17 protein-coding genes are annotated in these 18,851 nt (G+C 68.7%); 5 read left to right on the forward strand and 12 right to left on the reverse strand.

Annotation, left to right across the window (positions count from 1 at the left end; translation table 11 throughout):
- Positions 1–40: 40 nt before the first annotated feature.
- Both ACWGIC_RS15255 and ACWGIC_RS15260 read right to left on the reverse strand, forming a co-directional pair.
- A complete protein-coding gene (locus tag ACWGIC_RS15255; protein WP_452076535.1) occupies positions 41–634 on the reverse strand; it encodes an HAD family hydrolase in 594 nt (197 codons plus the stop codon).
- Positions 613–1,683: a hypothetical protein gene (locus ACWGIC_RS15260; protein ID WP_452076536.1), complete on the reverse strand. Its 1,071-nt coding sequence runs from the start codon at positions 1,681–1,683 to the stop codon at positions 613–615. The genes ACWGIC_RS15255 and ACWGIC_RS15260 overlap by 22 nt, the downstream gene beginning before the upstream one ends.
- A 189-nt stretch (positions 1,684–1,872) precedes the next feature.
- Between ACWGIC_RS15260 and ACWGIC_RS15265 the strand changes: the two genes are divergently transcribed.
- Together ACWGIC_RS15265 and ACWGIC_RS15270 are read left to right on the forward strand one after the other, a co-directional pair.
- Entirely contained in the window at positions 1,873–2,979 is a 1,107-nt protein-coding gene (locus ACWGIC_RS15265) for a DegT/DnrJ/EryC1/StrS family aminotransferase (protein WP_452076537.1), read from the forward strand.
- The gene (locus ACWGIC_RS15270; RefSeq protein ID WP_452076538.1) at positions 2,976–3,929 is read left to right on the forward strand and encodes a Gfo/Idh/MocA family protein; all 954 of its coding nucleotides are present in this window, start codon (positions 2,976–2,978) and stop codon (positions 3,927–3,929) included. The genes ACWGIC_RS15265 and ACWGIC_RS15270 overlap by 4 nt, the downstream gene beginning before the upstream one ends.
- Here the strand turns inward: ACWGIC_RS15270 and ACWGIC_RS15275 are convergent, their stop codons facing one another.
- The 8 genes from ACWGIC_RS15275 to ACWGIC_RS15310 form a co-directional block, all read right to left on the reverse strand.
- Positions 3,930–4,667, reverse strand: a complete 738-nt coding sequence (locus tag ACWGIC_RS15275; protein WP_452076539.1) for a hypothetical protein — start codon at positions 4,665–4,667, stop codon at positions 3,930–3,932. It abuts the gene before it with no gap.
- On the reverse strand, positions 4,664–5,164 hold the full coding sequence (locus tag ACWGIC_RS15280; RefSeq protein ID WP_452076540.1) for a SigE family RNA polymerase sigma factor: 501 nt from the start codon (positions 5,162–5,164) through the stop codon (positions 4,664–4,666). Before ACWGIC_RS15280 ends, ACWGIC_RS15275 begins: the two co-directional genes overlap by 4 nt.
- Before the next feature lie 121 nt (positions 5,165–5,285).
- On the reverse strand, positions 5,286–5,672 hold the full coding sequence (locus ACWGIC_RS15285) for a Uma2 family endonuclease (protein ID WP_452076541.1): 387 nt from the start codon (positions 5,670–5,672) through the stop codon (positions 5,286–5,288).
- A 146-nt stretch (positions 5,673–5,818) separates the two neighbouring features.
- Positions 5,819–6,391 (reverse strand): Uma2 family endonuclease, encoded by a 573-nt coding sequence (locus ACWGIC_RS15290; RefSeq protein ID WP_452076542.1) that lies wholly within the window; start codon positions 6,389–6,391, stop codon positions 5,819–5,821.
- 84 nt (positions 6,392–6,475) lie between these two features.
- Positions 6,476–7,093 carry an acyltransferase gene (locus ACWGIC_RS15295; protein ID WP_452076543.1) on the reverse strand — a complete coding sequence of 206 codons (618 nt, stop codon included), beginning with the start codon at positions 7,091–7,093 and terminating at the stop codon, positions 6,476–6,478.
- On the reverse strand, positions 7,093–8,277 hold the full coding sequence (locus tag ACWGIC_RS15300; protein WP_452076544.1) for a glycosyltransferase family 4 protein: 1,185 nt from the start codon (positions 8,275–8,277) through the stop codon (positions 7,093–7,095). The genes ACWGIC_RS15295 and ACWGIC_RS15300 overlap by 1 nt, the downstream gene beginning before the upstream one ends.
- 70 nt (positions 8,278–8,347) lie before the next feature.
- Complete coding sequence (locus tag ACWGIC_RS15305; protein WP_452076545.1) at positions 8,348–9,277, reverse strand: NAD-dependent epimerase/dehydratase family protein; 930 nt, start codon at positions 9,275–9,277, stop codon at positions 8,348–8,350.
- 26 nt (positions 9,278–9,303) lie between these two features.
- A complete protein-coding gene (locus ACWGIC_RS15310; protein WP_452076546.1) occupies positions 9,304–10,452 on the reverse strand; it encodes a DegT/DnrJ/EryC1/StrS family aminotransferase in 1,149 nt (382 codons plus the stop codon).
- 115 nt (positions 10,453–10,567) lie between these two features.
- On the opposite strand from ACWGIC_RS15310, the gene ACWGIC_RS15315 reads away from it, so the two are divergent.
- Together ACWGIC_RS15315 and lhgO are read left to right on the forward strand one after the other, a co-directional pair.
- Positions 10,568–13,663 (forward strand): BTAD domain-containing putative transcriptional regulator, encoded by a 3,096-nt coding sequence (locus ACWGIC_RS15315; RefSeq protein ID WP_452076547.1) that lies wholly within the window; start codon positions 10,568–10,570, stop codon positions 13,661–13,663.
- A gap of 61 nt (positions 13,664–13,724) precedes the next feature.
- Positions 13,725–14,909: an L-2-hydroxyglutarate oxidase gene (lhgO, locus tag ACWGIC_RS15320; RefSeq protein WP_452076548.1), complete on the forward strand. Its 1,185-nt coding sequence runs from the start codon at positions 13,725–13,727 to the stop codon at positions 14,907–14,909.
- Positions 14,910–15,002: 93 nt separating this feature from the next.
- Here the strand turns inward: lhgO and ACWGIC_RS15325 are convergent, their stop codons facing one another.
- Entirely contained in the window at positions 15,003–16,004 is a 1,002-nt protein-coding gene (locus ACWGIC_RS15325) for a DUF3558 family protein (protein WP_452076549.1), read from the reverse strand.
- Positions 16,005–16,143: 139 nt separating this feature from the next.
- Positions 16,144–17,412 (reverse strand): serine--tRNA ligase, encoded by a 1,269-nt coding sequence (gene serS, locus ACWGIC_RS15330; RefSeq protein ID WP_452076550.1) that lies wholly within the window; start codon positions 17,410–17,412, stop codon positions 16,144–16,146.
- A gap of 152 nt (positions 17,413–17,564) precedes the next feature.
- Here serS and ACWGIC_RS15335 point away from each other — a divergent pair, with 152 nt between their 5' ends.
- Complete coding sequence (locus ACWGIC_RS15335; RefSeq protein WP_452076551.1) at positions 17,565–18,845, forward strand: aspartate aminotransferase family protein; 1,281 nt, start codon at positions 17,565–17,567, stop codon at positions 18,843–18,845.
- Positions 18,846–18,851: the final 6 nt, after the last annotated feature.

Below are 18,851 nucleotides of genomic sequence, written 5' to 3' on the forward strand. Positions count from 1 at the left end.
GGGGCTGGTGACCACTATCGACGGTACCAACCATGGAGTTTCAGCCCGCGCGTGCGGGCAGCAGTTCACGGAGCGTCTCGAGGTAGCGGTCCGCGCCCTCGGGCCGGAACTTCAGCGAGTCGTTGCGCACGACCACGCTGAGAGCACCGGCGGCATGCGCGGCCTCCACGTCGTGGAAGGTGTCGCCGACGAGCACCGCTTCCTCCGCGGCCGCGCCGAAGTGCCGGAGCACCGCGGTCACGCCCTCGGGATCCGGCTTGAGCCGGCGGACGTCCTCCCGACCTATGACGTGCAGGCCCCGGGCGAGGTTGCCCAGCGCGTCCTCGACGCACAGCCGTGAGTTCCTCGTCACCACTGCGAGCCGGTAACTGCCAGCCAGTTCCGTCAGGAGTTCGCGGGCGCCGTCGGTGAATTCGCCATTCGGCACCGCAGCGCGCTCGAACCGCGTCACCACGTCGAGCCGGGCGGTGTCGCCTTCGTCGAGCCAGCGCTGGAACAGCTCGCCGAGCTTGTCCTCAGCGGACAACTCCAGCTCAGCGCGCAGGCCCGCGAAGTCGACCGGCAGCCGGAACAGCGTGCCGTCGAAGTCGAAGGCCAGGACCGTCCGCCCGGTCAGATCCGCTTCGAGGCCCATTCGCCTTCCTTGACCAGCTTGTAGCCCATGTCGATCATGCGGACCCAGTACAGGTCGTCGGGCAGCGGGTTGTAGACCTCGGGGCGCTCGGTCAGCTCGTTGCCGAGCCCGAGCTGGACGTACATGTCGGGCATGTTCAGCCCGGCGTGCGCGAAGAAGTTGCTGGTGGTGAAGAAGCGGCCGACGTTGATCTCGGTCACCATCGGCACCCCGGCGGCGTTCTCCTTCATGTCCACGCAGAACACGCCGTGCGGCTTCTCCGACACCGCGCGCACCGCGGACTCGCCGATCTTGTTCACGTCGTCGCGGTTGACCGTCTTGGCCACCGACGGCGACGAGCTCTGCCCGCTGGGAGTGAGGTTGCCGAAGATGTACTCGATGCGGGAGCGCGCCTGCGAGGTGATCAGCTCGCCCTCGTGCCACAGGCTCTGCCACGCGAACTCCTCGCCCGGCAGGTATTCGCTGGCCATGAAGTCGCCGTAGTCGAGGCCGCGGAAGCCGCGCCAGTAGTCGATCCAGGCGTCGCCCTGGTAGAAGGAGTTGATCGGCAGGCTGCCCCGGGAACCGGCGCCGCGGATGGCGCGCAGCCAGACCCGCGGGTTGATCTTGAGCAGCTCTTCGAGGCCGCCCTTGAGGTCGTCCGGCGAGTCGATTTTGATCGCTTCCGGCACCGAGACGCCGTTCGCCTTCATGTGCGCGTTGAACGCCATCTTGTCGTGGCACAACGCGATGGCGCGCGCGTCCGGCAGGAACGTCGGCGCGTTCAGCTTGTCGCGGTTCTCGGCGAGGTAGCCGACCTCGACGTCGGGCTGCGGGTGCACGAAATCGATGCGCTCGGTTTCGATGACGCGGTTGATCGCGTCGGCGTACCCGGGATCGCTGACCGGCGGAACCAGATATTTGGCCTCGACGTCGAGAAGCTCGAGATGGAACGGCTTCACGTCGGTGCCGACGACCTGGTAGTCGTTTCCGGCGACGGCGAGCGCGTCCCGGAAGTTGTAGGCGGCCGATCCGCCGGCGCCGGTGATGAGGATGCGTGCGCTGCTCATTCGCGTGTTCTCAGCCTTACCTGTTCAGTTCCCGCCGGAGCCGGGACGGTAGCCGGAAGCCCACTTGTGGTCGGCGAGTATCGTGACGCCCGCGTCTGTGCTGACTGCACCGAACTCGGGCTAGTGCCATGCCGAGGCAAGACTGTACCGGACGCGCCGAAAGTGCCCGCCGAGAGCGAGAGACTGCAGATGATCCCCATTACCGTGGTCGACGTCCGCGCTGCGGAGGACCTGGTTGTCGAAGTGCTGCGATCCGGCGCTATCGCCCAGGGCCCGATGGTGAAGCGTTTCGAAGACGCGTTCGCGCACGTGTCAGGAACGAAACACGCCATCGCCGTGAACAACGGGACGACCGCGCTGGTCGCGTCCCTGCAGGCACTCGACCTGCAGCCCGGCGACGAGGTGGTGACCTCGCCGTTCACCTTCGTCGCCACCCTGAACGCGATCCTGGAGGCGGGCGCGACCGTCCGGTTCGCCGACATCCGCCGCGACGACTTCGCGATCGACCCGGACGCCGTCGCCGCCGCGATCGGCCCGCGCACCAAGGTGCTCATGCCGGTGCACCTGTACGGGCAGACGGCCGACATGGGCAAGCTCGCCCCGCTGGCCGCGGAGCACGGGCTGCACGTGGTCGAGGACTCCGCGCAGGCGGTCGGCGCCTCGTTCGAGGGCCGCAAAGCCGGGTCGTACGGCATCGGCTGCTTCTCGCTCTACGCGACGAAGAACGTGACCACCGCCGAGGGCGGCGTGATCACCACGGACGACGACGCGCTGGCCGACAAGCTGCGCGTGATGCGGAACCAGGGCATGAAGGCCCGGTACCAGTACGAGATGGCCGGCCACAACTACCGGATGACCGACCTGCACGCCGCGGTCGGCATCCCGCAGCTGGAGAAGCTCGACCAGCTCACCGCGGCCCGCCAGGCCAACGCGAAGCGGCTGTCCGAGGGACTGGCCGGCACGCCGGGCCTCGAGGTGCCGCAGGTGCTGCCCGGCCGCGAGCACGTGTGGCACCAGTACACCGTGCTGGTCGGCCCGCACGCGATGCTCTCGCGCGAGGAGTTCGCCTCCGCGCTGACCGAACGGGGCATCGGGAACGGGATCTACTACCCGAAGATCGTCTTCGACTACGACTGCTACCGCGGGCACCCGCTGATCCCGGACGCCAGGGTCGAGGACTTCCCGGCGGCGGCCGCCGTTGCCGCGCAAGCGCTTTCGCTTCCGGTGCACCCGCATCTGACCGAGTCCGAAGTGGACAAGATCATCGAGACTGTTCGAGAGGTACTCGGCGCATGACGCACCGCATCGCACTCGTCGGCACCGGCAACATGGGCTCGCTGCACGCGCGCGTCCTGTCGCAGAACGACCGGGTGGACCTGGCCCGCGTGATCGACCCGCGCGAGGAGGCCGGCCGCGCGGTCGCCGAACGCTACGAAACCCAGTGGACGCCGGAAATCGGCTCACTGTCCGATGTGGACGCAGTAGTGCTCGCCTCGGCCACCGAGGTGCATTACGAGCTGGCACAAGAGATTCTCGGCCAGGGCAAGCCGATGCTGGTCGAGAAGCCGGTGTGCAACAGCCTCGAGTTCTCGCAGGAAATCGTTGCCCTGTCGGCGAAAAAGGACGTCCCGCTGATGTGCGGGCTCCTGGAGCGCTACAACCCGGCGGTGATGACCGCGCGAGCGCTGGTGAACGAACCGGTGCACCTGATGGCGCGCCGGCACGGCCCGTACGCGCCGCGGATCAAGACCGGCGTCGCGTGGGACCTGCTGGTGCACGACGTCGACCTGGCGATCCAGTTCTTCGGCGGGGACACGCCGGGCCGGGTCACCTCCAGCGCGGGCTACTTCCACCCGCAGTCGGTCGACGGGGCCGAGGACACCATCGAAACGGTGCTGTCGTTCCCCGCCGGGCTGGCCACGGTGTCGGCCTCGCGGCTGGCACAGCGCAAGGTCCGGTCGCTGATGGTGTCCGAACTGGACCGGATGGTGGAGATCGACCTGCTGCGCCGCGACGTGACGATCTACCGGCACGTCTCGCACGATTCGGTCACCCCGGACGGGCTCGGCTACCGGCAGCAGACCGTGATCGAGATCCCGGAACTGATCACCGCGCGCGAACCGCTGGCGACCCAGCTGGACCGGTTCATCGACCTGCTGGAGGGCAAGGTCGACGCGGACGTCGAGCGCGCGCTGATCCTGCCGTCGCACGAGGTCGTGGCGCAGGTCCTGGCCGAGGCCGCCTGATTATTCGGTGAGGCGTTTGCCGTCCGCGGAGTAGGCGACCAGCGGGGTCGCCCTCTCGGCGGACGGCACGTCGTCCTGGTCGAACCAGAACACCACCACGTCGGGGTCCTCGCTCCAGCGCGCCGTGTGCGCCGGGACCGTGCGACCGTCCACTGTGGTCTCGATGCGGGCGGCTGGCCCGCTGAAGTAGCCGTACACCGGCACCCAGATGTCGGACACCGTCGTGCCGCCCGAGGTGGCGTGGAAGCCGAACGACCGGTCCATGCCGTCGGATTCGTTGGCGAGGTAGAGCGGACGCAGGTTGCCGTTCGGCTCGTACAGGCTGGCCATCACTCCGAATTGGACGCTCGGCAGATTGTCCGGATCGTCGATTTCCGTTGCGTAGAAGACAAGTTCCGCGCCATCGGTGTAGGTGCCGGTGGAGATCACCTCGCCGAGCGGCCGCGATTCCGCCGGCGTCGGAGCCGAAACCGGAGTCGACGAGGCCACACTCGTCACCATCGGCACCGGTGAAGCCGCCGCGTGCACCTGCTCCGGCGCACCGCCCGGCGAACGCAGCCACACCGCCCCGAACACCACGGCGACCACCGCCACCGCCGCCCCCGAGGACGTCAGAAACCGCCGCCGCCGCCGGATCCGGCCGCCCTCTTTGAAGATCCGGTCAAGATCGGGCTCGGCGAAGGGTTCCACGGGCGCTTCCTGAAGCGCGGCCCGCAACCGGTCGAGTTCGTCGGTCACGCGCTCACCTCCCCGACCAGCGCGTCGCCGTCCACGCGCAGCTTCGCCAGCGCGCGTGAATTGGTGCTCTTGACCGTGCCAACGGACACGCCCAGTTCCTCGGCGACCTGATGTTCCGGCAAATCGAAGAAATGCCGGAGAACCACCACAGCGCGTTCCCGCGCGGTGAGCCGGGCCAATGCGTCGGAAAGCCATTCCCGATCCGTGACGGCGTGCGAGATGTCCGGCACCTTAGCCGGTTCCGGCATCTCCTCGGTGGCGTATTCGCGGATCGGGCGGCGCCAGAGGTCGATGACGTGATTGGCCAGCACCCGCCGGGCGTAGGCATAGGGATTCTTCCGCCGCACCCTCGGCCAGGCGGCGTAGGTGCGGGTGAAGGCGGTCTGCGCGGCGTCCTCGGCCTGATGGCGGTCGCCGGTGAGCAGGTAGGCCGCGTGCGTGAGCCGGGCCGAACAGGACCGCACGAAGTCGGCGAACTCGTCGTCCCCGCGCACCATCCCACCCCTGTTTCCCGGTTGCCTTGCTGTCCAGGTTACGGGGTGGGAGGTGTGCGTCGAGGTAATGGCTGGTCGGTCTCGGTTCAACGAGAACGCAGGGTGGTGGGGGCGGTGCTTGGCGTCAGCGTTGGGCTCGCGGGTTGGTCAGTGCGTTGAGGTCCAGCTTCGCTGGGGTGCCCGCGACCTCCAGCTCGGCATTGCCGGAATGCTCGCCGAAATTCTCGTAATCACCGTCGATCAACCGATACGCGATCAAGCTGACCGGCGGATCCAGATCCACAACCCAGTAATGCTCGATACCGGCATCCGCATACTCGAACAGCTTCGTGCCCAGGTCGACGTGTTTGGTTCCCGGGGAGAGCACCTCGACCACCAGCTCGGCGTCGGCCGCCGCGATACGCGCCGGGTTGGCCTCCGCGACCTCGGCCGACGTCACCACGACATCGGGGACGCGGATGGTCAGCGGGGACTCGCACAGGAGCAGCTCCGCCTCGGCACCGGCGCTCATCTCCGGGCAGAGCTGCTAGTCGAGCAGGAAGGCCAGCCGCGTCACTGACCGCAGGTGAAACCACATCGGACGCGGCGACGGGGCGAGAACTCCGGCGACGACCTCGGCCCGGCCCTCCGGCAGATCCGCCCAATCATGGAGAACAGTCAGCGTTGCGCACGCGGGTCGATCAGCGCGTTCAAGTCCAGCTTCACCGGCACGCCCGCGACCTCCAGCTCGACACTGCCGGAATGCTCGCCGAAATTCTCGTAATCACCGTCGATCAACCGATACGCGATCAAGCTGACCGGCGGATCCAAATCCACAACCCAGTAATGCTCGATACCGGCATCCGCATACTCGAACAGCTTCGCGCCCAGGTCGACATCCCTGGTGGCGGGCGAAAGCACCTCGACCACCAGGGAAACGTCGCTCGCCGCGACCCGCGGGATATTCGCTTCGATGAGGTCCGATGGGGCGACCAGCACGTCCGGCACCCGCACTGTAGGCGGGATCTCGGCCAATACCGCCTCGAATTCCCCGACCGCAACCAGCTCCGGCGGCAGCTGCGTCGTCAGCAGATACGGCAATCTGCTGATGATCAGCTGGTGGAGCGACATCGGACGCGGCGACACTGACAGGACCCCTTCGACGACCTCGACTCGGACCTCCGGGTGCGCCGGAAGGTCCGCCCAGTCGTCAAGGGTCAGGAGGTGGTGAGGCCATTCAAGGACACTCATGAGATCTCCTTCACCGACAGTGACTGAGAGCAGTGTCCCATGTTACCCGGAGCATCCGCCAGCGCGTGACGCACCGTGTCCGAATCACTTCCCGCTGAAGTCCCCGGACGGAGAGCCCCAGCCGGACGGGTCGTCCGACAGCGCGCGGCGGCGGGCGTTTTCCTCGCGGACCCGCTTCACCTCCGCCTCGATGTACTCCTCGTCGTAGCGCTGGAACACCCGCGCCGGGTTGCCCGCCACCAGCGAACGTTCCGGGACGTCCTTCGCGACCACCGAGTTCGGCTGCACCGTCGCGAAGTCACCGATCGTGACGCCCGGCATGATCACCACGAGGCCGCCGATGAAACAGCCCTTGCCGATTTTCACCGGCTTGCGTTCGATCAGGTCGCTGCCGGAATGGTTTTCCAGCGCCATGTTCGCCAGCCAGCTCGAATGCGTGAACACGAGCGTGTTCAGCCCGATGCTGGTGTGCTCGCCGATTTCCAGCCCGCCGCTGGCGTCGAGGACCGCGCCCTCGCCGATCCAGCAGTGTTCGCCCATGGTGAGGTTGCCCGGGCTGACGATCTTGGCCCGTTCCCGCATCCGGCACGATTCCGGCAGCCCGTAAAAGGAAGCCCGCTCGGCGTCGTTCATGTACTGCGTGACGAGGTCGTTCAGGATCATCGGGCGCAGCCGGTTGCTGCGCTCGTCGTCGAAGAACATCAGTTGTCCGCCACCAGTTTCGTGAGCACCCGCAGGTGTTCCTCGGCCACTACGTCCAGCCCGAAGTTGTCCCGGACCATCGCGGCTTCCCGTTCGGCGATCCGCGCGCGTTCCTTCGGGTCGTCCAAAAGGGACAGCACGGTGGTCGCGACCGCCTCGGGGTCGTTCGGCTGGACCAGCAGGATGTTCTCGCCGTTGTGCAGTTCGATGCCGGGGTAGTTGTCCTCGGTGACCGACGCGATGGTCGCGGTGCCGGACAGCATCGCCTCGAGCGACGCGGTGCCGCAGCCGCCGTTGAGGTCGTGCGTGACGATGTCCGCGGCCGCGAAGTACGCCGGCACGTCCGCCTTCGGCACCGCGCCGGTGACGATCAGCGCGTCGGAGACGCCCAGTTCCTTGGCCCGCTGCTGGAAAGCGTCGTGGTACACCCGGCCGACGACCACCACGCGCAGCCCGGGGTGCCGCTCCAGGATCGCGGGCAGCGCCTCGATCAGCGGCAACCGGTCGCGCAGCGGGATCACGTGCCCGAGCGACACGATCAGCGGCGCGTCCCCGATTTCCAGTTCCGCGCGCACGTCCTTGGTCACCGGCTTGGCGAAATGCCCGGTGTCCACGGCGATCGGGAAGTACTCGGAGTTGTCGTCGCTCGTGCCGTAGCGCTCGACGCAGTAGTCCACGCCCTGCTTGTCCAGGATGATGTAGCGCGGGCGCAGGTACTTGAGCACCGGGTTGACCAGCATCGCGTCGAGCGCCCGGAACACCCGGCCGTACATCTTGTTCTCGCTGATCAGCAGCGTGTGGATGGTCAGGAGAACGGGCAGCTTGTGCCGGCGCGCGTAGATGCCGACCATCCAGGACAGGTCGAAGAACTGCCCGTGCAGGTGCACCGCGTCCGGTTTGAACTCGTTCAGCAGCTTCCACAGCCGCCGCCAGTTGCCCGGCCGCATCGACGCGAACGTCATGTCGAAGTCGATCGACAGGCCGAGCTGCGGCATTTTCACCGCGGGCAGGCGCACGACGCGGTAGCCGTCGCGCTCCTCTTCCGCCGGCGCGTCACCGTAGGCGGCGGTGATCGCCAGCACTTCGTTCCCGGCGGCCGCGTACTCGGCGGCCAGCGAGGCCGACATGTGCGCGCTTCCGCCCACTCGCGGCGGGAAGAAGTTGTTCACCACCACGATCCGCATGGGCTTTCCTTCTGCCGGGCCCGCAGTGCTCATTACGCATTCCCTTCGGAAAACGCGCCGACGGACGTGCTCACTCGGAGTCCCGCACCAGGGCGCGCATGCCCTCTTCAACGGTGATCGTCGGCTCCCAGCCGAGCACCTCGCGGGCACGGGTGATGTCCGCGGCGCGGCGGGACACGAGGACGTCGCGCTTGTTGAACACCGGCTCGACGTCGACGCCGACCGCCTCGATGAGGATCTTCGCCAGGGTGGCGATCGAGGTGTCGATGCCGGTGCCGATGTTGATCGGCATGTTCGACTGCTCCGACTCCAGCGCGGCGACGACGCCCTTGGCGAGGTCGGTCACGTGCACGAAGTCCATCGACTGGTCGCCCGCGCCGTCGATGATCGGCGGCTGGCCGGCGCGCAGGCGCTGGATGAAGTGGTTGATGACCGAGGTGTAGTACGCCTCGATCTTCTGGCCGGGGCCGTACACGTTGAAGAAGCGCAGGGCGTTCCAGGAAAGGCCCTTGGTGCGCTCGTAGAAGCCCAGCATGTCCTCGCCCGCGCGCTTGGAGATGCAGTACGGGGTGAGCGGGTTCAGCTTGTCGTCCTCGTGCATCGGCAGCCGCTCCGGCTCGCCGTACACCGAGGCGGTGGAGGCGAACACCAGGCGCTCGACGCCCTCGTCCGCCGCTGCCGAGAAGACGTTGTTGTTGCCGACCATGTTGATGTCGATCGACTCGCCCGGGTCCGCGACCGACTTGTTGATCGACACGGTGGCGAAGTGGATCGCGTGCGTGCAGCCGCGGATGGCCTCGCGGACGCCGACGCCGTAGCGGACGTCCTTCTCGACCAGTTCGACCTTGCCGGTGGCGACGAACTCGTTGACGCGGTCACGGTCGCCGCGGGTCATGTTGTCGAAGATCCGGACCGTGTAGTCCTTCTCCAGCAGGATCGGGATCACGTGCGAGGCGATGAAACCGCCGGCGCCGGTGAAGAAAACTTTCTTGTCGGACATGGGTTCTCCTCAGGAAGGTCGGCGGGTCAGGAAAGGGCGGACACGGCCTCGCGCACGGTGGTGACCACGCGCTCGACTTCGCTGTCGGTGAGTTCCGCGTGCATCGGGATGGCCAGCTGGCGGCGGAACGCGTCGGCGGAGACGGGCAGCGGCTGCTGCTCGCCGTACACCGGCTGCAAGTGGGAGGCGTAGGTGCCGAAGTTGCACTGCACGCCCTGCTCGCGGATCCGCAGAGCCAGCGCGTCGCGGCTGATCTCCGGGGCCACCGTCATCAAGTATGCCTGCCACGGGTGCTCGCGGTCCGGCGCCTCGACCGGCACGGTCAGCGCGTCGACGTCCTCGAACGCTTCGTGGTAGCGCTTGGCGACCGAGCGGCGAGAGGCGAGCAGGTCCGGCAGCCGGTCGAGCTGCACGCCCATGATCGCGGCCTGGATGTCCGAGAGCCGGAAGTTCCAGCCGAGCTCGTGGAACGTCGGGATCGGCAGTTCCTGCGAGCCCTCGCGGGTGAACGCGGGCTCGATGCCGTAGGTGTGGATCTTGCGCGCGTGCGCGATCAGGTCCTCGCGGTTCGAGACCAGCGCGCCGCCCTCGCCCGCGGTGATGCCCTTGCGGCCGTGGAAGGAGAACGCGGCAAGGTCGGCGAGGCTGCCCGCCGGGCGGTTGCGGTAGGTCGCGCCCGCGGAGCAGGCGGCGTCCTCGAACAGCCACAGGCCGTGCTTGTCGGCGATGGCGCGGTACTCGTCGAAGTCGCCGGGCTGGCCCGCGACGTCGACCGCGAGGATGCCGACCGTGCGCGGCGTGATGAGCGCTTCGATCGAGGCCGGGTCGGCGCTGAAGATGTCCGGGCGGATGTCGGCGAAGACCGGCTTCGCACCCGCCTGCAGCACCGCGTGGCCGGTCGCCGGGAAGGTGTAGTCCCCGACGATCACCTCGTCGCCGGGCTGCACGCCGAGCACCTTCAGTCCCAGGAACAGGGCGGAGCCGCAGTTGCTGGTGGTCAGAGCGTGCGCGGTGCCGGTCAGCTGCGCGAACCGCTCCTCGAAGCGGCGGCACGCCGGGCCCGCGCCGGCCAGCCAGCCGGAACGGAACACTTCGGCGACGGCTGCGAGCTCTTCGTCGCCGACGGTCGGCTTCCCGAGCAGGACGGGTTCGCCCACTGTAGATCTCCTGTGCATCGGGGTGTCCCGCATTGCGCGGGGTCGTGCCGAAGTGTATAGAAGTCGCGCTCGACGCCTGTTTCGGGGACAGAACCCACGGGTAAACACCCGATCGGGGGCCTAGGCTCGCGGAATGCGGATCGGGGTACTGGGGGCCGTCGTCGCGTGGGACGGCGCGGGCGGGACGGTCGCCGTCGGCGGGCCGCGGGGCAGGGCGCTGCTGGCGTTGCTCGCGGCGGACGCCGGGCGGTTCGTATCCGCCGAACGGCTCATCGACGGGCTCTACGGCGAGTACCCTCCCGACGGCGCGGCCAACGCCCTCCAGTCGCAGGTCTCGCGGCTGCGCAGCGCGCTGAAACTGCCGATCGAACTCACCTCGGCGGGGTACCGCCTCCGGATCGAACCGGACGAAGTGGACGCGCACCGCTTCGAACGGCTGGCCGTCGAGGGCCGCCGCGAACTGGCCGCGGGCGACCCGACGCGGGCCAGCGATCTGCTCGGCGAGGCGCTGGCGCTGTGGCGCGGACCGGCGTTCGCCGACGTCCCCGCCGCGTCGGCGGTCGAGGTTCTCACCACCCGGCTGAGTGAACTGCGGGCCGAGGCGGCCGCCGACCGGGTCGACGCGGAGATCTCGCTCGGTCGCGCCGCGGACGTGCTCGACGAGTTGCGCACCGCCATCGCCGAAGACCCGCTGCGCGAGCGTTCGCGAGCCCAGCTGGTGCGGGCCCTGCACGCGGCCGGTCGGACCGCCGAGGCGCTGGCCGCGTTCGAAGACGCCCGCCGCACGCTCGCGGACGAGCTGGGCGCGGACCCTGGTCCAGACCTGACCGAGGCGCACCTGGCCGCCTTGCGCGGCGAGTCCGCGAACGCCGCGACGCCGTTGCCCGCACAGCTCACCAGCTTCGTCGGCCGCGACGGCGAGCTGCGGCAGGTCGCGGGTCTTCTGCAACAGGCCCGGCTCGTCACGCTGCTCGGCCCGGGCGGGACCGGGAAGACCCGGTTGGCCATCGAAGCAGCGGCGGACGCGGGACCGTGCGTCTTCGTGGAGCTGGCCCCGCATGTCGCCGACGACGTTCCGCAGGCCGTCCTCACCGCGCTCGGCCTGCGCGAAGGAGCCCTGCGCGGACCAGGGCGGCAGGATCCCGTCGACCGCCTCGTCTCGGCGTTGCGCGACCAGGCGACCCTGCTGGTGCTGGACAACTGCGAACACGTCATCGCCGCCGCTGCGCGGTTGGTCGCCCAGCTGCTGCCTGCCTGTCCCGGACTGCGCGTCCTCGCGACGAGCCGGGAACCGCTTGGCATCACCGGCGAACAGCTCGCGCCGATTCCCCGCCTGACCGTTCCGCCGCCGGGCGATCCAGCCGCCGAGAGCTACCCCGCGGTCCGGCTGTTCCTCGACCGCGCTCGGGCGAGCGACCCCGCGTTCCGGCTGACCGACGAGACCGCCGCCGACGTCGTGCGGATCTGCACCGCGCTCGACGGCCTTCCGCTCGCGCTGGAATTGGCCGCTGCCCGGGTGCGCACGCTGCCGGTCGCCGACATCGCCGCGCGGCTCGACGACCGCTTCCAGCTCCTCGCCCGCGGAAGTCGCACTGCCGACGAGCGGCACCGCTCGCTCCGCGGCGTCGTGGAGTGGAGCTGGGACCTGCTCGATGAGGACGAACGCCGCCTCGCCCGTCGCCTGACCGTCTTCACCGGCGGCGCGACGCTCGCGTACGCCGAGCAGGTGTGCGATGTCCCGGTCGACCTGCTGCCCGAACTCGCCGACAAGTCGCTCGTCGAGCCTTCCAGCGGGCGCTACCGAATGCTGGAGACGATCCGCGCGTTCTGCGCGGAAAAGCTCGACGCCGCAGGCGAGACCGAGCGATTCCGGCACGCCCACGCACAGGCGTTCCTGCGGCTCGCCGAAGAAGCCGACCCGAAGCTGCGCACTGCGGAACAGCTGGACTGGCTGCGGAAAATCGACGCTGAGTACGACAACATCGTGGCCGCGCTTCGGTGGTCGGCCGCAGCGGATCCGGCGACCGCCTTGCGGATCGCCACCGCGCTGTCGATGTATTGGTGGCTGCGCGGACGACGCTACGAAGGCGCGGCGTTGTCGAGGGAAATCGTGCGCCACTGCCAAGCGGAGCCGCCGGAAGGACACCGCGAGCAATTCCTCATGTGCCTGCTGACCGCGATGGCCGGTGCCCCCGAAGCCGCCGAGACGGCGAGCTATCGGTCCTATGTGGAGCAATACCTGGTGGAGAATTCCTGGACGCCGGAGCATCCGATGATGCTCATGCTGTCCGGCGTCGTGCTCGGACCGCCCGAAGACGACGACGCGCGGCTCCGGCTGTCCGGGCTCGAAAAACACCCTGACCCGTGGCTCACCGCACTCGTCCCGATGGGCGACGGGCTGCGGTCAATGCTCGCCGGAGAATTGGACGAAGCCGAACGCGGCCTGCGAGAAGGCGAAGCGTGCTACCGAGCGCTCGGCGAACGCTGGGGGCTGTCGATGGCGCTGGACCACCTGTCGCAGCTGCTGGTTTTGCGCGGCCGCCACGAGGAAGCCCTCGCCGCGATGACCGAATCCCTGTCGCTCATGCAGACGCTCGGCGCGACCGACGACTACGCCGACCTGCTGTGCCGTCGCGGCGACAGCCGAGCGTTGCGCGGCGATCTCGCCGGGGCGAAGGCCGACTACGAGCGGACCGTCGAACTGGCCCACCGCACCGGCATGCCCGAGACGCGCGCCAGCGGTCACGTCGGACTGTCCGGCCTCGCTCGCCGCTCCGGCGATCTGACCGGCGCGCGGGCGCTGGCCGAGCAAGCGCTGGCTGAATGCACGGCGGACTCGTTCTCGGCCGCCATGGGGCGGGCAGCCGCGTCGATCGCGCTCGGCTGGATCGACGTGGCCGAGCACCATCCGGCGGACGCCCGCCGCCGGATGCAGCTGGGCGTCGAGATCGCACACCGCTGGCATGACCACGGGTCACTGGCCACCGCGTTCGAGGGCGTCGCCGGGGTCTTCGCCGAGGAGGGCCGGTTCGCCGACGCCGCGACGTTGCTCGGCGCGGCGACCGCAGTGCGCGGGACCGCCGTGCCCGGCAAGCACGATGTCGCGCAGGTCACCGCGGCCGCCGAAAAGGCACTCGGACCCGAGGCGTTCACCGCCGCGTACACCGCCGGTAACCAGCTGGAACCGCATCAACGGCTCGCGTTGGCCGGATTGTCCACGGTCCAGTGAACGGGTACCACGCCGTCGGGGGGTACGCAGCGACGCACCGAAGCGCGTAGCCTTCCCTGCCGTGCGGAACGTCGTTGTGATCGGTGGGGGAATCGTCGGGCTGGCGGTCGCGTGGGAGCTGTCCCAGCGTGGCCAGGACGTGACGGTGCTCGAAAAGGAAGCTAGCTGGGCTGCGCACCAGACCGGGCACAACTCCAATGTCGTGCACGCTGGGCTCTACTACAAGCCGGGCTCGTTCAAGGCGCGGATGTCGGTCGGCGGCAACCGGTCCATTGTGGATTTCGCCCGGCAGTACGGGGTGCCCGTCGAGGTGTGCGGCAAGCTGGTCGTGGCCACGCGGGAGGAGGAGATCCCCGCGCTGAACACGCTCGCCGAGCGGGCCGAGGCCAACGGTGTGCCAGCCAAGCGGATCACCCCCGCCGAAGCCCGCGAGTACGAGCCGGAGGTGTCCTGCGTCGCCGCGCTGCGCGTCGAGTCGACCGGGATCATCGACTTCCCCGCGGTGTGCGCGGCGCTCGTGCGGCTGCTCGACGAGGCGGACGCGGACCTGCGGCTGAACACGCCCGCGCTGGGCATCCGCCCGGCCCGCGGCGGCGGGGTCGAGGTGGCCACCGGCACCGAGGTGCTGCACGCGGACGCACTGGTCAACTGCGCCGGCCTGCACGCCGACCGCGTCGCCGAAATGGCCGGCATCAAGCCGAGCGCGCGGATCGTGCCGTTCCGCGGAGAGTACTACGAACTGAAGCCGGAGCGCCGTCACCTGGTGCGCGGCCTGATCTACCCGGTGCCGGACCCGACGTTGCCGTTCCTGGGCGTGCACCTGACCCGCATGCTCGACGGCAGCGTCCACGCGGGCCCGAACGCAGTGCTCGCGCTGCGCCGCGAGGGCTACCGCTGGGCCGACGTGTCGGTGAAGGACCTCGCCGACGTCGCCCGCTTCCCCGGTGCCTGGAAGCTCGCGCGCAAGTACGCGTACCCGACCGGCCTCGAAGAGGTGCTGCGGTCGTTCTCGAAGAAGCGGTTCGCCGCCAGCCTCGCGCAGCTCGTGCCCGCGGTCACCGAGGACGACATCGTGCGGCACGGCTCCGGCGTCCGTGCGCAGGCGCTGCGCCCGGACGGTTCGCTGGTGGACGACTTCCTGATCGAGTCCACAAAGGACCAGGTGCACGTGCTCAACGCGCCGAGCCCGGCGGCGACGAGCGCGCTGGAAATCGCCAAGTACATCGCCGACCGGGTGACCGACTGAGCGCTGGCCAGATGCCGTGAAGGGCCCCTTGAGGGAATCTGATTCCCTCAAGGGGCCCTTCACGGCTGTTCAGCTTGAGCCGCGGGAGGCGGTTCAGCTTGGAAGATTCCCGGTTACCATCGGGATTCCGGCCTTGATCGCGTCGCACGCCTTGGTCTTGTCGGACAGCTGCCCGCTGACGATCTGGATCGAGGCGGTGTCCGAAACCGAGAGCCCGGCCGCGCAGATCACGCCGCCGGAATCGTTGAAGTTCGGGAACAGCGACCATTTCCGGCCGTTCGCGTCGATCTGCTCGGTCGGCGCGACTTCCATGCCGGGCCAGCGTTTCAGCGGCACGTCCGGGCCGAGCCAGACCTCGAACGGCTTCTGCCCGCCGTCGCCGTCGGTGTCCTTCCACAGGCAGTAGGTCACGTTCGGCGAGATGACCTTGGAACTGTCCAGTTCGCCGTTCGGCACCATTTTCAGCTGCTGCGCCTGCTCCGGCTTCAGCAGCTGACACGGATTGACCGACGCGAGCGGCCCGGTCGGCGCGGTGCCCTCCGGCGGAGTGCTCGGCGCGATCGACGGCGCGGGCTGCCCGCCCGGCAGATGCGCGGCGACCTGCGGGATGACCTTCTTCGTGCGCTCGCACGCCTGCGCGTCGTCCGGATAGGACACACTCACGAAGGCGAACGACTTCGGCCCGAGCGTCGTGTACAGGTCGCAGCTGCCGCCCATGAACCCGGCGTAGCGAGTCCACTGGAACCCGCCGAGCGACGTCGGCTCGGCCTTCTTGATGGCGCCCTGGAGGTAGTCGTCGAGGCTCAGGTCCACCGACCAGCCAACGGACATGACCACCGTGTGCTCGGTGTCCGTCGCCGTCCACAGGCACATCGCGGGCGCGCGCTGTGCCTTGCTGGCCTTCACCGACCTGCCCTGCGGCTTGTAGCCAAGCCCGGCCAGTTGCTGCGCGTCGAGCAGCTTGCACGGTTCGACGACCGGCGTGACCGGTCCCTGCCCCGGCACCGGCGAAGCCACGCCGCTCACCTGCTGCGTGCACCCGGCGAGCAGCATCGCGACCGCCGCCATGGCGACCGCCGCACCTTTGAACCTCATCGGCTGTTTCCTCCTCCGCACCCGCATCGCACCCTACTGACCAGTGCGGTTCCGCACCTGCGGAACGGAGAGGAACAACCCGGCGATCGCCGAGGACGGCCACCGCGGAACTCCGTCCACTGTGGCCGTCCGGCGAAGTTCAGCGCTTGACCGGCTCCAGCACCTCGAGCCCGCCGAGGAACGGACGCAGCGCCACCGGCACGCGGACCGAACCGTCGGGCTGCTGGTGGTTCTCCACGATCGCGACGATCCAGCGGGTGGTCGCCAGCGTGCCGTTCAGCGTGGCGGCCGTCTGCGGCTTTCCGTTGTCGTCGCGGTAGCGGACCGACAGCCGGCGGGCCTGGAACGTGGTGCAGTTGGACGTCGACGTCAGCTCGCGGTAGGTCTCCTGCGTCGGGACCCACGCCTCGCAGTCGTACTTGCGGTAGGCGGACGTTCCGAGGTCGCCGGTCGCGGTGTCGATGACCCGGTACGGGACCTCGATCGCGGCGAGCATGTCCTCTTCCCAGCCCAGCAGCCGCTCGTGTTCGGACTCGGCGTCCTCCGGCTTGGCGAAGACGAACATCTCGACCTTGTCGAACTGGTGCACGCGGATGATGCCGCGGGTGTCCTTGCCGTACGACCCGGCCTCGCGGCGGAAGCACGACGACCAGCCCGCGTAGCGGCGCGGACCGGCGGCGAGGTCGAGGATCTCGTCCGAGTGGAAGCCCGCGAGCGGGACCTCCGACGTGCCGACGAGGTACAGGTCGTCGTCGCGCAGCCGGTACACCTCCGACGAGTGCGCGCCGAGGAACCCGGTGCCGGCCATGATCTCCGGACGCACCAGCGACGGCGTGATCATCGGCGTGAAGCCGTTCGCCATCGCCCGCGCGACAGCCATGTTCAGCAACGCGAGCTGCAGCTGCGCGCCGACGCCGGACAGGAAGTAGAACCGCGAGCCCGACACCTTCGCGCCGCGCTCCATGTCGAGCGCGCCGAGGCCTTCCATCAGGTCGAGGTGGTCGCGCGGGGCGAAGTCGAACGACGGCACCTCGCCGACGGTCTTCAGCACCGCGAAGTCGTCCTCGCCGCCGATCGGCGCGTCCGGGTGCACCAGGTTCGGCAGGACGCGGAACAGCTTGTCGAACTCTTCCGACGCCTCGTTCTGCTCGACCTCGGCGGCTTTGACCTGCGCCGAGAGGTCCTTGGCGCGGGCGAGCAGGGCGGGCTTCTCCTCCGCGGAGGCCTTCGGCACCTGCTTGGAGACGGACTTCTGCTCGGCCCTCAGCTTGTCCGCGGTAGCGATCGCAGAGCGGCGGCGCGTATCGAGGTCGAGCAGCTTGTCGACTACTCCCTCGTCCTCGCCACGGGCACGCTGCGACGCGCGCACGGCTTCCGGGTCTTCGCGCAGAGTCCTGGGGTCAATCACGGACAGAAGGGTAGTCGCAGACCAGCCTCGGCTTCGACGCGGTTTCCCGTACACACTGTGCGGCTGCCCGGAGACAACCCGACAGTCTGATCGTTGTCGCCCGTTTCCCGCGCTCCCCATACTCGCTAGAACCCGGAGCGGAGGGAACTCACATGACCGACGACCTGCTCGCGCGCCACCGCGCGGTGCTCCCGTCCTGGATGTCCCTGCTGTATGACGAGCCGATCGAAATCGTGCACGCGCAGGACCGCCGGCTCACCGATTCCACCGGCCGCACCTACCTCGACTTCTTCGCCGGCGTGCTCACCAACGCCATGGGTTACGACGTCCCCGCGATCAGCGACGCCGTCCGCAAACAGCTGGACACCGGCGTCCTGCACACCTCGACGCTGTACTTGATCCGCTCGCAGGTGGAGCTGGCCGAACGGATCGCGCAACGCTCCGGCATCCCGGACGCCAAGGTGTTCTTCACCAACTCCGGCAGCGAAGCCAACGACACCGCGCTGATGCTCGCCACCCAGTACCGCCGCAGCAACCAGGTGCTGGCGATGCGGAACTCCTACCACGGCCGGTCGTTCGGCACGGTCGCGATCACCGGCAATCGCGGCTGGTCTGCGTCCTCGCTCAGCCCGATCAAGGTCAACTACGTCCACGGCGGCTACCGCTACCGCAGCCCCTTCCGCGACCTGCCCGACCCCGCCTACATCGACGCCTGCGTCGCCGACCTGGTGGAACTGCTGGAAACCGCCACCGCGGGCGACGTGGCCTGCCTGATCGCGGAGCCGATCCAGGGCGTCGGCGGCTTCAGTTCCCCGCCGGACGGCCTGTACAAAGCGATGAAGGAAGTACTGGACGCACACGGCATTCTCTTCATCTCCGACGAGGTCCAGACCGGTTGGGGCCGCACCGGCGACCACTACTGGGGCATTCAGGCCCACGACGTGGTGCCGGACATGATGACCTTCGCCAAGGGCCTGGGAAATGGCCTGGCGGTAGGCGGTGTGGTCGCCCGGGGCGACGTCATGGACTGCTTCCGGGCAGAGTCTTTCTCCACTTTCGGCGGCAATCCGGTGTCCATGCAAGGCGCGCTGGCCGTCCTGGACTACATCGACGACCACGATCTGCAGGCGAACTGCAAAGCCCGGGGCGACCAGCTGATGCGCGGCCTGCGCGCGGCGAACAGCCCGTTCGTCGGCGAGGTGCGCGGCAAGGGCCTGATGATCGGCGTAGAACTCATCGAACCAGGCACCACAACCCCGAATACCGCCGCCGCGAAACAAATGCTGGAAGAAACGAAAAACCGCGGCCTGCTCATCGGAAAAGGCGGCCTGCACAAAAACGTACTGCGCATCGGCCCGCCGATGACCCTCACCGAAGCCGAAGCCGCCGAGGGCCTGCAGATCCTGCTCGACTCGCTGGCCGCGCTGTCCTGACCGCTC

The organism is Amycolatopsis sp. NPDC054798, assembly GCF_053611505.1.

Coding starts and splice junctions, on each gene's coding strand:
- ACWGIC_RS15310 (WP_452076546.1), bottom strand. CDS start 10,452: ATGCACAGGAGATCTACAGTGGGCGAACCCGTCCTGCTCGGGAAGCCG.
- ACWGIC_RS15335 (WP_452076551.1), top strand. CDS start 17,565: ATGACCGACGACCTGCTCGCGCGCCACCGCGCGGTGCTCCCGTCCTGG.
- ACWGIC_RS15290 (WP_452076542.1), bottom strand. CDS start 6,391: ATGAGTGTCCTTGAATGGCCTCACCACCTCCTGACCCTTGACGACTGG.
- ACWGIC_RS15270 (WP_452076538.1), top strand. CDS start 2,976: ATGACGCACCGCATCGCACTCGTCGGCACCGGCAACATGGGCTCGCTG.
- ACWGIC_RS15325 (WP_452076549.1), bottom strand. CDS start 16,004: ATGAGGTTCAAAGGTGCGGCGGTCGCCATGGCGGCGGTCGCGATGCTG.
- ACWGIC_RS15305 (WP_452076545.1), bottom strand. CDS start 9,277: ATGTCCGACAAGAAAGTTTTCTTCACCGGCGCCGGCGGTTTCATCGCC.
- ACWGIC_RS15255 (WP_452076535.1), bottom strand. CDS start 634: ATGGGCCTCGAAGCGGATCTGACCGGGCGGACGGTCCTGGCCTTCGAC.
- ACWGIC_RS15315 (WP_452076547.1), top strand. CDS start 10,568: ATGCGGATCGGGGTACTGGGGGCCGTCGTCGCGTGGGACGGCGCGGGC.
- ACWGIC_RS15280 (WP_452076540.1), bottom strand. CDS start 5,164: ATGGTGCGCGGGGACGACGAGTTCGCCGACTTCGTGCGGTCCTGTTCG.
- ACWGIC_RS15295 (WP_452076543.1), bottom strand. CDS start 7,093: ATGTTCTTCGACGACGAGCGCAGCAACCGGCTGCGCCCGATGATCCTG.
- ACWGIC_RS15300 (WP_452076544.1), bottom strand. CDS start 8,277: ATGCGGATCGTGGTGGTGAACAACTTCTTCCCGCCGCGAGTGGGCGGA.
- ACWGIC_RS15285 (WP_452076541.1), bottom strand. CDS start 5,672: ATGAGCGCCGGTGCCGAGGCGGAGCTGCTCCTGTGCGAGTCCCCGCTG.
- ACWGIC_RS15260 (WP_452076536.1), bottom strand. CDS start 1,683: ATGAGCAGCGCACGCATCCTCATCACCGGCGCCGGCGGATCGGCCGCC.
- ACWGIC_RS15265 (WP_452076537.1), top strand. CDS start 1,873: ATGATCCCCATTACCGTGGTCGACGTCCGCGCTGCGGAGGACCTGGTT.